General features: G+C 68.0%; 12 protein-coding genes. 11 read left to right on the top strand and 1 reads right to left on the bottom strand.

Going from position 1 to position 15,977, the window contains the following annotated elements:
• Nucleotides 1-112: 112 nt before the first annotated feature.
• The gene (gene ahpC, locus PMI14_RS12200; protein ID WP_007854684.1) at nt 113-688 is read right to left on the bottom strand and encodes an alkyl hydroperoxide reductase subunit C; all 576 of its coding nucleotides are present in this window, start codon (nt 686-688) and stop codon (nt 113-115) included.
• Nucleotides 689-1,038: 350 nt separating this feature from the next.
• Between ahpC and PMI14_RS12195 the strand changes: the two genes are divergently transcribed.
• From PMI14_RS12195 to PMI14_RS12145, 11 genes are all read left to right on the top strand, one after another.
• A complete protein-coding gene (locus tag PMI14_RS12195; RefSeq protein WP_007854683.1) occupies nt 1,039-1,848 on the top strand; it encodes an FTR1 family protein in 810 nt (269 codons plus the stop codon).
• Nucleotides 1,849-2,039: 191 nt separating this feature from the next.
• On the top strand, nt 2,040-2,516 hold the full coding sequence (gene bfr / locus PMI14_RS12190; RefSeq protein ID WP_007854682.1) for a bacterioferritin: 477 nt from the start codon (nt 2,040-2,042) through the stop codon (nt 2,514-2,516).
• Between the two features lie 437 nt (nt 2,517-2,953).
• Nucleotides 2,954-3,262, top strand: a complete 309-nt coding sequence (locus PMI14_RS12185) for a hypothetical protein (protein ID WP_007854681.1) — start codon at nt 2,954-2,956, stop codon at nt 3,260-3,262.
• Nucleotides 3,259-4,956: a PepSY domain-containing protein gene (locus tag PMI14_RS12180; protein ID WP_007854680.1), complete on the top strand. Its 1,698-nt coding sequence runs from the start codon at nt 3,259-3,261 to the stop codon at nt 4,954-4,956. The genes PMI14_RS12185 and PMI14_RS12180 overlap by 4 nt, the downstream gene beginning before the upstream one ends.
• A 14-nt stretch (nt 4,957-4,970) precedes the next feature.
• The gene (locus tag PMI14_RS12175) at nt 4,971-5,303 is read left to right on the top strand and encodes a DUF3325 domain-containing protein (RefSeq protein ID WP_007854679.1); all 333 of its coding nucleotides are present in this window, start codon (nt 4,971-4,973) and stop codon (nt 5,301-5,303) included.
• 84 nt (nt 5,304-5,387) lie between these two features.
• Nucleotides 5,388-7,544 (top strand): TonB-dependent siderophore receptor, encoded by a 2,157-nt coding sequence (locus tag PMI14_RS12170; protein ID WP_007854678.1) that lies wholly within the window; start codon nt 5,388-5,390, stop codon nt 7,542-7,544.
• A 37-nt stretch (nt 7,545-7,581) separates the two neighbouring features.
• A complete protein-coding gene (locus PMI14_RS12165) occupies nt 7,582-9,738 on the top strand; it encodes a TonB-dependent siderophore receptor (RefSeq protein WP_052024381.1) in 2,157 nt (718 codons plus the stop codon).
• A 224-nt stretch (nt 9,739-9,962) separates the two neighbouring features.
• Complete coding sequence (locus PMI14_RS12160) at nt 9,963-11,147, top strand: PepSY domain-containing protein (protein ID WP_007854676.1); 1,185 nt, start codon at nt 9,963-9,965, stop codon at nt 11,145-11,147.
• On the top strand, nt 11,144-11,386 hold the full coding sequence (locus PMI14_RS33505; protein ID WP_007854675.1) for a hypothetical protein: 243 nt from the start codon (nt 11,144-11,146) through the stop codon (nt 11,384-11,386). Before PMI14_RS12160 ends, PMI14_RS33505 begins: the two co-directional genes overlap by 4 nt.
• A 33-nt stretch (nt 11,387-11,419) precedes the next feature.
• Nucleotides 11,420-13,630, top strand: a complete 2,211-nt coding sequence (locus tag PMI14_RS12150) for a TonB-dependent siderophore receptor (RefSeq protein WP_007854674.1) — start codon at nt 11,420-11,422, stop codon at nt 13,628-13,630.
• A gap of 181 nt (nt 13,631-13,811) precedes the next feature.
• Nucleotides 13,812-15,944, top strand: coding sequence for a TonB-dependent siderophore receptor (locus PMI14_RS12145; RefSeq protein ID WP_081497314.1), 2,133 nt, complete (start codon nt 13,812-13,814; stop codon nt 15,942-15,944).
• Nucleotides 15,945-15,977: the final 33 nt, after the last annotated feature.

Genomic DNA, 15,977 nt, shown 5'->3' with positions numbered 1-15,977 from the left:
ACAGAGCGTAAAAAATGGGCGAAAAAAAGCCGGACGGCATGGCGCACGCGCGCCATGACGCTGTCCGGCTGGGGAGCGCCCCAAGGGGCGCTCTGCCGATGCAATCAGCCGATCAGATCTTGCCGACCAGGTCCAGCGAAGGAGCCAGGGTCTTGGCGCCGTCGTTCCACTTGGCGGGGCAGACTTCGCCGGGGTGGGCGGCGGTGTACTGGGCAGCCTTGAGCTTGCGCACGGTTTCCTTGACGTCGCGGGCGATTTCGTTGGAATGCACTTCGGCGGTCTTGATGATGCCGTCGGGGTTGATCACGAAGGTACCGCGCAGTGCCAGGCCTTCTTCAGGGATGTGCACGCCGAAGGCGTTGGTCAGCTGGTGCGTTGGGTCGCCGACCAGGGGGAACTTGGCCTTGCCCACGGCGGGCGAGGTTTCGTGCCAGACCTTGTGCGAGAAGTGCGTGTCGGTCGTGACGATGTAGACCTCGGTGCCGGCCTTCTGGAACTCGGGGTAGTTGTCGGCAGCGTCTTCGATTTCGGTGGGGCAGTTGAAGGTGAACGCTGCAGGCATGAAGATCAGCACGGACCACTTGCCCTTGAGATCGGCTTCGGTCAGGTCGATGAACTCGCCCTTGCCATTGCGGTTGACGAAAGCGGTGGTCTTGAAGGGTTGAACTTGCGTGTTGATCAGGGACATTGCTGTTTCCTTAAGGGTGGGTTGAACTGACTACGGAATGAAGTTTAGGCCCAGTAAGGCCATCAATCCAATTAATTGATTTGATTGAATCAATTGTCTATGACTATATCAAGACAATGCACCGCCGGGGACCTGGCCGCAAGGCGGCCACAAGCGCGGCCCTTGTGCCATGTCAAACACTCCAAATAAGATTGATTCTCGTTAAGCGCATAATCCGCGGGCCGCAGGCGCTGCCAGTGCCCCGCGGCACCGCCTTGGCCGCTGCTGCCAATTCCCTCAGAACCGGTCACAAGAGCCAGGTTTCGCCCTTGGGCGGACCGGCTCACCATCCATAGCAAAGACCTGCCTCCATGTTCCAGACCCTGCTCATCTGTTTCCGCGAAGGGCTCGAAGCCCTTCTGGTCGTGGCCATCGCCACCTTGTACCTGCGCAAGACCGGGCGCCTGCACCTCCTGACGCCGCTGCGCGCGGGCGTGGTGGTGGCCCTGCTGCTGTCGCTGGGCCTGGGCTGGCTGCTGTCGCGCGTGGGCGCCCTCTCCCCCGTGGCCGAAGGCGTGATGGCCCTGGTGGCCGCCGCCGCCGTGGCCTGGTGCGTGGTGCACATGCGCAGCGCCGGCAAGGGCATGGGGCAGGAGATCGCGGCCCGCATCGATCGCGCCAGCGTGCTCGAAGGCCCACAGGCCTGGCTGGCCGTGTTCCTGTTCGCCCTGTTCATGGTGGGCCGCGAAGGGGTGGAAACCGCCACCATGCTGGCCTCGCTGGCCGGCAGCGCCGAGCTGGGCTACATGGTCTGGGGCGGCCTTGCCGGCCTGGCCCTGGCGGCCGCCATCGCCTGGGCCTGGACGCGCTATGGCCGCGCGGTGAACCTGGGCCGCTTCTTTCGCGTGACCTCGTGGTTCATGGCCGTGTTCGCCGTGCAGCTCGTGGTCTATGCGCTGCACGAGTTCACCGAAGGCAACCTCATCCCCGGCATCGACAATGCCTGGTGGCATGCCAACACCGAGGACCTGGCCGAAGGCACGATTGCACAGATGATCTCGCTGGCCCTGGTGCTGGTGCCCACCGTGTGGCTGGGCGCGGCGCATTGGCGCGACCGCCAGCAGGCCGCAGGCGCAACCACCACCGCCGCGCCCTCCCCGCAGAACGCACGGGCGCAATAACCCCGTCCCCCGCCTTCCGGGATCACGGCCCGCTGCGTGCCAACGCAGCGGGCCGTGCCGCTTGCGGGCACCAAACACGAACACAACTCAGCATCACACGCAGCCAATGCGCCACAAAGGGGTCTTGCCTTGCGCCCGCATTGCGGCCTCACGACAATCGGGAGCGAAACAACATAACAAGGAGTCTCCCCATGCAAGGCGACGCACAGGTCATCGGCCATCTGCAGGCCCAGCTCAAGAACGAACTCACGGCCATCAACCAGTACTTCCTGCACTACCGCATGCTCAAGCACTGGGGCTTCGACAAGCTGGCCAAGAAGGAGTACGAGGAGTCCATCCGCGAGATGAAGCACGCTGACGTGCTCATGGACCGCATCTTCATGCTCGACGGCCTGCCCAACCTGCAGGACCTGGCCAAGCTGCAGGTCGGCGAAGACGTGCCAGAGATCCTCAGCTGCGACCTGGGCTCCGAAAAAGGCGCCCAGGCCACCATCAAGGAAGGCATCGCCCACTGCGAGACGGTGCGCGACTACGTCTCGCGCGACATCCTGCAAAAGATCCTCGACGACACCGAAGAGCACATCGACTTCCTGGAAACCCAGATCGAGCTGATCGCCAAGATCGGCCTGCAGAACTACCTGCAGTCGCAGATGAGCGAAGAGGACTGAGCCAGCGCTCCCATTCACGAGTCGCCCCACGAAGCCAGCGAGCAGGCTCGACAACAAGAAGACCGGACAACTGACAGCGGCAGCACAGAACGACAACCACCCCCACGTTTTTCCAAACGGGCCATCGGCCCGTTTTTTTATGCCTGCACGGTACAGACCGTTGCATTTGCACATCAAGCGTTCACATTTACAAATGCGAATGCTTCTCATAAATTACACTTTCGACCCGAAGGCCTTTTGACCCGCTGCGGGCGCCCTGCGCGCTGCCACGCATGTCCACTGGCCCCAGAGCCGTCAGCCAGCCAGACGGGGCCCCGCGCCCCGCAGCCAGCATCCCGTGGTGGCCTGCCCCGCGCTTCTTGCAGCAGCGCCAGGCCGAGTCCACCGACCGCGTCGCCACGACGCGTCTCCCCGCCCATTCCAACGCCTGATCGCCCATGAAAGCGACCCGCCCCGCCTGGCGCTACCGCCTGGCCATCACCTCGCGCGCCCTGGCCGCCACCGCCGGCGGCTATGCGCTGGCCGCCGCCTTCACGGCCGCGCTGTCCCTCGCCCTGGCCCTGGCCATGCCGCGCGTCGAAGCGGTGCTCACCGCCACCATGCTGGCCTGGCTGGTCTACGCGGGCGCCGCAGGCTGGGCTTTCTACGCGCGCACGGCCTGGGGCGCCTGGGGCGGCACCCTGCTGCCCGCGCTGCTGCTGGGCGCCGGCGCCATGGCGCCGCGCTGGCTGGAGAAACTGCAATGACCGATACCACCCCTGCCTCCCCCGCACCGCGAACAGCGCGCGAACAGGCGCGCGAAGGCTTTCGCCAGGCCATGTCCTGGCTGCACACCTGGGCCGGCCTCGTCCTGGGCTGGCTGCTGTTCGCGATCTTCCTCACGGGCACGCTGTCGTTCTTCAAGACCGAGATCAACCTGTGGATGCGGCCCGAGCTGCATGGCATGCCGCAGCCCACGCGCGATGTGGCAGAGCGTGCCGTGGCGGCGATGAACAGGAAGGTGCCCGACGTCACCCAGTGGATCATGCGCATGCCCGATGAGCGCCAGAACGCCATCACGCTGCTGTGGCGCGACACGGGCAACGGCCGCTTCGAGACCCTGCTCATGAACCCGCAGACCGGCGAGACCGTGGACGCGCGCAAGACCATGGGCGGCGAGTTCTTCTACCGCTTCCACTTCGAGCTGCGCACCGCGCAGAAGGGCCGCTGGGCCATCGAGGGCCGCTGGGTGGTGGGCGTGGCCACCATGCTGATGTTCATCGCCCTGCTCACGGGCGTGGTCACGCACCGGCGCATCTTCAAGGACTTCTTCACCTTCCGCCCGGCCAAGGGCGGGCAGCGCGCCTGGCTCGACGCACACAACGTCACCGGCGTGCTGGTGCTGCCCTTCTACCTGATGATCACCTTCAGCGGGCTGATGATCTTCCACACCCTGTACATGCCTTCAGGCATCGCCGTGGCCTACCAGGGCCCCAAGGGCGTGGACTCGCAGACCTACTTCGCCGACCTGCAGGGTGAGAAGCCCGAGCGCCGTGTGCGCCGCAACCCCGGCGACAAGGTCGAGCCCCTGCCCGCGCTGGCGCTCGGCCCCATCCTGGAGACCGCGCGCACACGCTGGGAGGGCGGGCGCATCGGTGGCATCCAGGCACGGCGCGACGCGCAGGGCACACCAGTGGTGGAGGTCACGCGCCACGAGGGCGACCGCCTGCAGTACCGGCCCGAGCGGATGCTGTTCCACGGCACCACCGGCGCCGTGCTGGAGCAGACCGACGCCACCTCGCCCGCCGCCGTGACCTACGGCGTGCTCTACGGCCTGCACCTGGGCCGCTTTGCCGGCCCGGGCATGCGCTGGGTGCTGGTGGGCTTCGGCCTCTTGGGCAGCCTGATGATCGCCACCGGCATGGTGCTGTGGTCCATCAAGCGCAGCGCCCAGGGCCAGCGCAAGGGCGCTGCGGCCAGCGATGCCCCCGCGCGCCTGCCCTTTGGCCAGCGCCTGGTGGCCAGCCTGAACATCGCTTCGCTGGCCGGCCTGCCGCTGGCCTGCGCCGTGTACATGGCATCCAACCGGCTCATTCCGCTCGATTCGCCCGAGCGGCCCGACACCGAACTCTCGTACTTCTTCGGCGCCTGGGGCGTGGCCCTGCTCTGGGGCGTGCTGTTCCCCAACCGCCGCGGCTGGTCGGTGGTGCTGGCCCTGGCCGGCGCCGCCTGGGCAGCGCTGCCGCTGCTCAATGCGCTGACCACGGCCCCGCACCTGGGCGTCAGCCTGCCCGCAGGCGACTGGCTCTGGGCGGGCATGGACCTCACGTTCCTGGCCACCGGCGTGCTGCTGGGGTGGCTGGCCTGGCGCCTGCGCCCCGGCCGGCCCTTGCCGGGCAAGGCCACGCGCAGGCCCGCAGCCATGGCCGCGCCCGATGCCCGGCCAGCCGCCCAGGCCTGAAGGAGCCATTCCCCATGTCCGCCTTTTTCCTCTGCTTTGCCGCCTGGTCCGCGATCGCCCTGGGCATGGACCGCCACCACGAAGATGCCCTGTGCCGTGAAGCGGCTGCCCCGCGCCTGGCCCAGTGGCGCCGCGCGGGCTGGCTGCTGCTGGCCCTGTCGCTGTGGCTGGCCGCACAGCCCCCTGCGGGCGTGCCGGCATCGCTCGGGGTGACGGCTTGGACCATCGCCCTGTCGGTCGCGGCCGTGGCCGTGACGGCCGTGATGACCTGGCAGCCGCGCCATGCGCCCCGCCTGGCAGGCGTGGCGCTGGCCGCTGGCCTTGCGGCCTGGGCCGCAGGGTGGTGATGGATGGCCAGCCCCTGCGCTCCACACCAACCTCCTGCCGGCTTCGCATCTTTCCTCATTGCCGTTTCCCATTCAAGGTCTCCCATGCTTCTGCATCCCCTGCTCTCCGCCGTACGCACCCCCTTGACCGCAGCCCTGATCGCCGCTTTCGGCGCTCCCGTGCTGGCCCAGCCCGCCCCCATGCCCCGGACCCTGGGCGAGGTCACCATCCAGTCGGGCGCTGCAGACGACGCGTACTCACCCGCGGCCAGCAGCACGGCCACCAAGGGCAGTGCTCCGCTGCGCGATGTGCCCCAGGCGGTCAACGTGGTGCCTGGCCAGTTGCTGCGCGACCAGGGCGCGCGCTCCATGGAGGATGCGCTGCGCAACGTGCCCGGAGTGGCCATGAGCCATGGCGACGGCCAGCGCGACCAGGTGGTGATCCGCGGCTTCACCGCCATCGCCGATCAGTTTGTGGATGGTGTGCGCGACGACGCGCTGTATTTCCGGGATCTGGCCGACATCGAGCGCATCGAAGTGCTCAAGGGTCCCGCAGCCGTGCTGTATGGCCGTGGCTCGTCCGGCGGCCTGATCAACCGCGTGACCAAGAAGCCGGTGTTCGGCTCGACGCATGGTGAGGCCACGCTGGGCCTGGGCAGCCACGACTATCGCCGTGCCACGGCCGATGTGAACGTGGGCATCAGCGATGCCGCCGCATTCCGGCTCAATGTGGCGGGCGAGGATTCGGGCAGCTACCGCGACCAGCAGTTCGTCAAGCGCCACAACTTCGCGCCCTCGCTGGCGCTCAAGCTCGCCCCCGAGACCCAGTTGCTGCTGCAATACACCGACGCACGTGACCAGCGCCTCACGGACTTCGGCATCCCGGCCCTCAACGGCCGCCCCGTCAACGTGCCGGCCAGCACCTACTACGGCTCGGGCACGGCAGTGCAGGACGACACCAGCACCAGCAACGTGCAGGCGTTCACCGCCACGCTCAACCACCGTGTCAATGACGACTGGTCGGTGCGCAATGTCACGCGCCTGTACGACTACACGCTGGACCGCTACAACACCTTGCCCGGCGGTACCACCGACCCCGTGACCATGACCGTCGGCCGCACCCGCAGCCTGGTCTTTCGCGACGAGAGCGGCGTATTCAACCAGACCGACCTGACCTGGCGCAACAGCCTGGGCGGCCTGCGCCAGGAATGGCTGATGGGCATGGAACTGGGCCGCCAGAAGAAGCGCGCCGAGTCCATCTCGGCCGGCGTGGTGGACCGCGTGAACATCCTGAACCCCGGCAACGTGCCCACGCCGGCTGTTCCCGCCAGTGCCTACGCGGCCACCGGCGCCATCCCCAGCCACACCGAGCAGAGCACCGCCGCGCTGTACCTGCAGGACCAGATCACGCTGGCACCACAGTGGAAGGCCCTGGTGGGCGCACGCTACGACGTGTTCAAGCAGGAGACGCGCTTCGACCGCACCCTGGCCAGCCTGGCGCGCACCGACAAGAAGTTCAGCCCGCGCGCCGGCATCGTCTGGCAGCCCAGCGAGCAGGTGTCGTACTACCTGTCGTACAGCAAGTCGTTCCAGCCCTCGGGCGAGACCTTTGCGCTGGCCGCCAACAACACCGCCAACGACCCAGAGATCACGCAGAACAAGGAAATCGGCGTCAAGCTCGACCTGCTGGACGGCCGCCTCAACTTCACCGGTGCGCTGTTCAACCTCACACGCACCAACATCAAGAACACCGACCCGTCCAACCCCGCGCGCCAGATCAACGTGGGCACGCAGCGCACCAACGGGTTGGAGATCACCGGCAGCGGCCGCCTGTCCGGTGGCTGGGACTTGAGCGCGGGCTATGCCTACCTCGACGGCCGCATGACCCAATCGCTGGCCACCGCCGCGAGCAGCCAGCTGCCCACGGTGAACGTGCCCTCGCAAGGCAAGGTGGCCGCGCTCACCCCGCGCAACTCGGCCTTCCTCTGGGCCATGAAGGACATGGGCCACGGCCTGCGCCTGGGCGGCGGCGTGAGCCATGTGGGCGAACGCTACACCTCGCTCACCAACCTGGTCACCTTGCCCGCCTACACCACGCTGGACGCAGCGCTGCAGTACACGCTGGGCCAATGGGGCCTGGACGTGAACGTGAAGAACCTCACCAACCGCAAGTACTACGTGTCGTCCCACGGCAGCAACGACAACCTGATCCTGCCGGGCTCGCCCCGTGCACTGCAGCTCACGCTGCGTACCCGCTTCTGATCGCACCCCAACCCGCCCGACCCTCTCCCTTCGAGCCATGATGCACACCGAATCCCCCACCCGCAGCCGCACCGCGGCCCCGCGTTTTCCCCTGACCACCCTGGCCCTGCTGGCCGCCTGCAGCTGCCCGGCGGCCACAACGGCCGCCCACGCGCAGGACGCCGCCCTGCCCGAAGTGAAGGTGACCAACAGCGCCGACACCCCGGCCACCGAAGGCACGGGCCAGTACACGGCGCGCCAGGTCAGCGTGGGCAAGATGGACCAGGCACCGCGCGAGATCCCGCAGTCCATCAGCGTCATCACGCGCCAGCAGCTCGACGACCGCAACGTCACCAAGGTGGAGGACGCCATCAAGTTCAGCACCGGCATCACCGTGACCCGCCTTGACGGCGCGGGCAACTACAACACCTTCCAGTCGCGTGGCTTCGACCTGGGGGCCCTGCAGCTCGATGGCGTGCCCATTCCCCAGGGCAACTACAGCACGCTGGACACGGCCATGTACGACCGCATCGAGGTGCTGCGCGGCCCGGCCGGCCTGCTGCAGGGCGGCAGCGAGCCGGGCGGCACGGTGAACCTGGTGCGCAAGCACGCACCGGGCAAGCTGATGCTCAACGCCGATGCCGCCTTGGGCTCCTTCGGCCTGCGCCGCGGCACGGTGGACGTGGGCGGCGCGCTCAACGCCAGCGGCACGGTGCGCGCCCGCGCCGTGGCCGTGGCCGAAGACCGCGACAGCCATGTCGCCACCCTGTTCAACAACAAGCGCCTGGGCTACGGCACGCTGGAATGGGACATCGCCCCATCCACCACGCTGTCCATCGGCGGCGCGCAGCAGCGCGTGCGCGCCTCCATCGACCAGGGCCTGCCCACCTATGCCGATGGCCGCCTGGCCAGCCTGCCGCGCAGTTCCTTCTCGGGCCTGGCCTCCAACCGCCAGGACCTGGAGACCACCGACCTCTTCGCCGAGCTGGAGCACCGCCTGTCGGGCGGCGGCACGGTGCGCCTGTCGGCCCGCGACGTCGACCGAACCGCCTTCTACAGCGCCGCCCGCGCCAACAGCGCGCTCAGCCCCAATGGCAACTTCACCATGGAAATGGTGGACGGCCTGACCCATGTGAAGACACGCAACTACGACCTGTTCGCCAGCCTGCCGGTGGACGTGGCCGGCCGCACACACCGCCTGCTGGTGGGTGCCAGCCGCAGCGAGAACAAGAGCTACGACAACAACTTCGTCTACGGCACGCCGGTCCAGGCCAACCTGCTCACGCCCAACTACGGCGCCCCCTACCCGGCGCTCGTGCTGCCGGGCTACTCCGCCATCACCACGCGCACCGAAAACGCGCTGTATGGCCAGGCCCAGATCAGCCTGGCCAGCCAGGTCAAGCTCCTGGCCGGCGGCCGCCTGAGCTGGGCCGACGCGGTCACGCGCAGCACCAGCAACGGCGCCGCCACCAGCGTCGCCGATCCGGGCCGCCAGTTCGTGCCCTCGTTGGCAGTGCTCTACGACTTCCACCCGCAGTACACGGCCTATGCCGGCTACTCCGAGACCTTTGTCGTGCAAAGCCAGCTCGACATCAACAAGCAGCTGCTCGATCCCCGCACCGGCAAGCAGGTGGAAGTGGGCCTGAAGGGCGAGTTCCTGGACAAGCGCCTGCAGGCGCATGCCGCCATCTTCCGCATCATCGACGAGGACCGCGCCATCGCCGACTCCCGGTTGGCCGGAGCCTTCTTCGCCGGCGGCAAGGTGCGCTCGCAGGGCTTCGAGGCCGAGGTGAGCGGGCAGGTGCAGCCTGGCTGGGACGTGCTGGCCGGCTATGCCTACAACGACACGCTCTACCTGCGCGCACCCGTGGCCCAGCAGGGCCAGGTGTTCAGCCCGGTCACGCCGCGCCACAGCGTGAACGTCTTCACGCGCTATGCCTTCACCTCGCCCGCGCTGCGCGGCTTCAGCGTCGGTGGCGGCCTCTCCTACCGCAGCGACTTCTTCGCGCAGAGCGGCGCGCTGCGCATCACCTCGGGCGACTACGTACTGGCCAGCGCCCAGGTGGGCTACCAGATCAACGACCAGCTGGCGCTGAACCTCTCGGTGGACAACCTGTTCGACAAGACCTACTACGAGAAGGTCTCCAACACCTTCCGCCAGAACTTCTACGGCGAGCCACGCCGCGTGACGCTGGCGCTCAAGGCGCGCTACTGAGCGCCTGGCAGTCCCCAGGTCCTTGCATGGCCCGGTTCGCCCAAGGCGCACCGGGCCTTTTTTTGCCATCAAAACAACAACGCAAAAATAACGCAAAAGCAAATCATTCTTACTTGCATCGTAAAATCAACCTGCCAAGCCCCCTCGGCACGCCGCCGTGGGGGCTTCTTCCATCGCCCTGTTTCCACGTTTCCAAGCTTTTCCGGCCCGAGAAACCCTGCACCATGCTGTCACCCACCGCCATCCGCCGCTGGTCCTGGACCCACAAGTGGTCCAGCCTCATCTGCACGGCCTTCATGCTGCTGCTGTGCATCACCGGCCTGCCACTGATCTTCCACCACGAAATCGGCCACCTGCTGGGCACCGAAGTCGAGGCGCCCGCCATGCCCGAGGGCACGCCGCGCGCCAGCCTGGACACCGTGATCGCCGCCGCCAAGGCCGTGCACCCGGCGCGCATCGTGCAGTTCGTCTCGCAGGCCGAGGACGACGACAAGGTCTGGTTCGTCACGCTCACGCACACGCCCGACCCGACCGAGGACTTCAAGTCCGTGGCGGTCGATGCGCGCACGGCCCAGGTGCTGTCCGACATTCCCACCAACCAGGGTTTCATGAACCTCATGTTCCGCCTGCACGTGGACCTGTTCGCGGGCCTGCCGGGCAAGCTGTTCCTGGGCTTCATGGGCCTGCTGCTGCTGGTGGCCATCGTCACCGGGGTGGTGCTGTACGCGCCCTTCATGCGCAAGCTGCGCTTCGGCGACGTGCGGCGCGACCGCTCCACGCGCGTGAAGTGGCTGGACCTGCACAACCTGCTGGGCATCGTGACCCTGGTCTGGGCCCTCGTGGTCGGCGCCACGGGCATGATCAACACCTGGGCCGACCTGATGGTCAAGTACTGGCAGTACGACCAGCTGTCCACCCTGCTCGCACCCTACAAGGGCAAGCCCGTGATCGCCATGGACCAGCGCGGCCCGCTGCAGCAGGCAGTGGACGTGGCACGCGCCCATGCGCCAGGCACCAAGCTGTCGTTCATCGCCTTCCCGGGCACGTCGTTCTCGAGCCCGCACCACAACACCGTCTTCGTGCGCGGCGCCGAGCCGCTCACCTCGCGCCTGCTGCAGCCCATCCTGGTCGACGCCCACAGTGGCCAGATCACGGCCGCGCCGCAGCTGCCCTGGTACCTCACGGCGCTGCTGGTTTCGCAGCCGCTGCACTTCGGTGACTACGGCGGCATGCCGATGAAGATCATCTGGGCGCTGCTGGACATCGCCACCATCATCGTGCTGGGCAGCGGCCTGTACCTGTGGCTGCGCCGCCGGGCGCCGGCCTCGGCTGCCGCCCCTGCAGCTCCCACCGGCCTGCCCGCCAGCGCCACGGCCTCCCTCGCCGCCCACCCGGAGCGCGCCGCATGACCAGGAACGCATCCACGCCGTTTCGCACCCTCTGGGGCTGGCCCATCGTGCTCGGGCTGCTCACGGCCAGCGGCCTGGCCACCGCCCTCATCTCCGACAGCTGGGGCGACTGGTGGTCCTGGATCGGGCTGGGCGTGCCCGTGGCCGTGATGGCTTGGTTCGCCTGGCGGCCCACTCCGGCTGCGGCTGCGGCCCCTGCAGATTCGAACCCCAGCGATGACCCTGCCACCCCTTTCTGACATCGACCTCACCGTCCACTTCTCCTGACCACCATGCACACTACCCATCGCCCTCCCCTGTTGGCACACACGCCAGCCGCCCTGGCCGCCGCACTGCTGTGCACCTTTGCCCTGCCAGCCGCACTCGCGCAGACCGCTGCCGGCAGCGACAAGACGCTCTCCACCGTCACCGTGAACGCCAGCGCCGATGCTTCTGCGCAAGGCCTGTCGCCTGCCTATGCGGGCGGCCAGGTGGCGCGCGGCGGCCGCGTGGGCATCCTGGGTACGCGCGATGCGATGGAAACACCGTTCTCCACCATCAGCTACACCAATGAACTGATCCAGGACCGCCACGCCCGCAGCGTGGGCGACGTGCTGCAGAACGACCCGACCGTGCGCGTGGCACGCGGCTTCGGCAACTTCCAGGAGTCGTACTTCATCCGCGGCTTCATCCTGGGCTCGGATGACACGGCCTACAACGGCCTGTACGGCTTGCTGCCACGCCAGTACATCGCCACCGAGCTGTTCGAGCGCGTGGAAGTGCTGCGCGGCGCCTCGTCCTTCCTCAACGGTGCCAACCCCGGTGGCGGCGGCCTGGGCGGCGCCATCAACCTGCTGCCCAAGCGCGCCCCCAATGAGCCGCTGAACCGCGTGAGCGTGGGCGCGGGCAGCGGCGGCCACAGCGACGTGGCGGCCGACATCGCACGCCGCTTCGGCCCCGATGGCAATACCGGCATCCGCGTCAACGTGGCCTCGCACAACGGTGGCACGGCCGTCGACGACGAGAAGGCCAAGCTCGGCCTGGTCGCCGTGGGCCTGGACTGGCGCAGCCGCGACGTGCGCCTGTCGGGCGACATCGGCTGGCAGGACCACAAGCTCAACCGCACGCGCACCAATGTCACGCTGGGCGCCACGGCGACCGCCGTGCCCACGGCACCCGACGGCAGCTCCAATTTCGCCCAGCCCTGGGCCTTCTCCAACGAGCGCGACACCTTCGGCACGCTGCGCGGCGAGTGGGACATCAATTCCAACATCACCGCCTGGGCTGCCGCCGGTGCGCGCAGCGGCACGGAGTCGAACTCGCTGGCCAACCTCTCGGTGGCCAATGCGGCCACGGGCGCAGGCACGACCTACCGCTTCGACAACAACCGCAAGGACAATGTGAACACCGGCGAGCTGGGCCTGCGCGGCAAGCTGCAGACCGGCAGCATCGGCCACGAGTGGGTGCTCGCCGCGTCCACGTTCAGCCTGGACAAGAAGAACGCCTATGTCATGGACTTCGGCAACACCCAGGCCACCAACCTCTACAACCCGGTCTTCACGGCCCTGCCGGGCTACAGCGCCAATGCCCTGCGCGGCGGCGTGATGGGCAACCCGCTGACCACGGGCCGCATCAAGCTAAGCAGCGTGGCCCTGGGCGACACGCTGTCGGTGCTGGACAACCGCCTGCTCATCACCCTGGGCCTGCGCCACCAGAAGTTCGACATCGCCAACTTCGCCTATGGCACCGGCGCGCAGACCGACCGCTACGACCAGAGCCGCACCAGCCCGCTGCTCGGTGCCCTGTACAAGCTGGACAAGAGCCTGTCGGTCTACGCCAACTATGCCGAGGGCCTGAGCCAGGGCGAAACAGCCCCCTCTACCGCGGCCAACCGGGGCACCATGCTGGCCCCTTATGTCTCCAAGCAAAAGGAGATCGGCGTGAAATACGACGGCGGCCGCGTGGGCGGCAGCCTGGCGCTGTTCTCCACCGACAAGCCACGCTCCGTGGTCGATGCCGCCGGCATCTTCGGCTCCAATGGCAAGGACCGCCACCAGGGCCTGGAACTGGCCGTGCAGGGCGAGGCCGTTGCCGGCCTGCGCGTGCTCGGCGGTGCCACCTGGCTCGAAGCCAAGCAGCAGCGCACCGGCTCGGCCCTCACCGAAGGCCAGCGCGTGATCGGCGTGCCCAAGCTGCAGGCCAACCTGGGGCTGGAATGGGACGTACCCGGCGTGCGCGGGCTGGCCCTCGATGGCCGCCTGGTGCACACCGGATCGAGCTACGCCAACGCCACCAACACCTTGCGCGTGGCCGGCTGGAACCGCCTCGACCTGGGTGCCCGCTACCTGACCGAGATGGGCGGCAAGCTGGTCACGCTGCGCGCGCGCATCGACAACGCGACCAACAAGAACTACTGGGCCTCGGTGGGCGGCTACCCAGGCTCGGGCTACCTGGTGGTGGGTGCCCCGCGTGCCTTTACGTTGAGCGCCAGCGTCGACTTCTGACCCCGGCCTTGCGGCCACCGGGCGACCTGCGGACTGCTGCGCAGGCTGCCCGGTGGTCCGTGCGAATTTCTCCAGCCACCGGCGCGGACCAGCGTGTCCTGCAAAGGCAGCCAATTCTTTGTGATCCACGGCATGCGGCCACCAAGGGCCCGCCTGCCTCTTTCCAAGAGATGACACTGCCATGCCACGCACACTGACACCCATGATGGCCGCGCTGCTCGGCCTGGCCACCACGGCCCAGGCCCAGCAGGCCCTGCCCGAAGTCAAGATCCAGGAAGCCGCCAGCGAACGCGATGGCGCTGCTGCGCAGGGCTACCGCCCCGCCCAGGTGCGCCAGCTCGGCCCCCTGGCCGATCTGCCCCTGCTGGACACGCCGTTCTCGGTCCACGTGACCACCAGCGAGCTGCTGCAGAACCTGCAGGCCAGCAAGCCCGACGATGCCTTCCGCTACAACCCCGTGGTGCAGTTGCAGGGGCCGCAGTCGCGCTTCTTCACCAGCGTCGCCATGCGCGGCTTCAGCGTCGGCTCCACCAAGCGCATCGACGGCGTTCCCAGCACCACCACCTACGTCAACACAGACCTGGAGGACAAGGAACGCATCGAGGTGCTCACCGGCCTGTCGGGCTTTCTCTATGGCAGCGGCAACGTGGGCGGCACCATCAACTACGTGCTCAAGCGCCCCGTCTACCAGCCGCTGGCGCGCGTAACCGCCGGCATCACCGAAGGCAGCAACCTGCGGGTGCACGGCGACTTCGGCGGTGCGCTGGACGCCGACGGTCGCCTAGCCTACCGCCTCAACGCGGTGGCACAGGACGGCGACCTGCGGCTCGACGGCCAGTCCCTGCGGCGTGGACTGGTGAGCGGTGCGCTGGACTGGAACCTCAGCGACCGCCTGCAGCTCCAGTTCGATGCCTCGCGCAGCACCTACCACATGCAGGGCACCGAGCCCTTCTGGGATGTAGACCCGGGGGCTGCGTTTCCCGCAGCGCCCGAGCTGCACCGCGCCTATGGCCAGCCCTTCACGCGCACCGATACCACGCAGACCCAGTGGGGGGCGCGCGTGACCTGGCGCGCCAACGAGGCGCTGACCGTGCGCACCGGCCTCACGCAGCGCAAGAGCGACATCGACCTCATCGCGGCCAACAACCTCTTCGTTGCTGGGGCCCCGGGCCGCTACCGCGTCCAGGCCAGCGCCTGGGACTATCCCGATGTCCAGGCGCTGGGCGGCTTCGCGCTGGTGGACGGCAAGCTGCAGACCGGCAGCCTGCGCCACAAGCTCACCGCGGGCTGGTATGGTGACCACGACGAGCGCACCCCGTTCCTGAGTTCTGCAGGCGGCTGGGCCACGCTGACCTCCGCCCCCATGGACATCGCCGCGCCCACGGCGCTCACCGCCCCGCCCTTCAGCATCACGGGCGCCAAGTACATCGCCCAGCGCTCGCGCTACGGCAACTGGGTGCTGGGCGACCATGTGGAGTTCAACGCCCAGTGGTCGGCCCTGGTCGGCCTCACGAACGCGAGCATCACGGACACCAACTACAACGCCGCAGGTGCCACCACGGCCCGCTACGGCGACAGCCGTACCACGCCCTCGGTGGCGGTGCTGTTCAAGCCGCTGGAGCACATCACGCTGTATGCCAACTACATGGAGAGCCTGGAGAAGGGCGGCACGGCGCCGCTGACTGCGGGTGGGCGCGCCGTGGTCAATGCGGGCGCCATCCTGCCGCCCCTGCTGTCCAAGCAGGCCGAGCTGGGGGTCAAGGCCGAACTCGGCCACATGCTGCTGACCGGGGCGCTGTTCCAGATCGACAAGGGCCTGCAGTACACCGACACCACCACCAACCCCGCCGCGCCGGTGTACGTGCAGGATGGCCGCCAGGTGCACAAGGGCGTCGAATTCACCGCCAGCGGCCGCGCCTTGCCCGGGCTCACGCTGTGGGGCGGCGTCACCCTGCTGGACGCCCAGGTGACCCGGCAGACCTCCAACCCGGCGCTGCAGGGCAAGACGCCAGCCAACGTCGCCGAGGTCCAGGCCAAGCTCTATGCCGAACAGGACATCGCCGCCGTGCCCGGCCTGGCGCTCACGGGCGGTGTGCTCTACACCGGCAAGCAGCAGCGCGATGCCCTCAACACCCAGCAACTGCCCGCCTACACGCTGCTCGATGCCGGGCTGCGCTATGCCGCCAAGGTCTCGGGCAAGCCCGTGGTCTGGCGCCTGTCGGTGGCCAACCTCACCGACCGGCAGTACTGGCTCAACGGCACCTACCTGGGCCGCCCGCGCACGGTCTCCCTGTCCGCGCAAGTGGACTTGTAAAGTGCAACGATAATCACCATCGTTCTCATTTAC

Source organism: Acidovorax sp. CF316 (assembly GCF_000276605.1).
Classification (GTDB): Bacteria; Pseudomonadota; Gammaproteobacteria; order Burkholderiales; family Burkholderiaceae_C; genus Acidovorax.
Note: the sequence above shows the minus strand (reverse complement) of the source record. Positions and strands in the feature narration are given on the sequence as shown.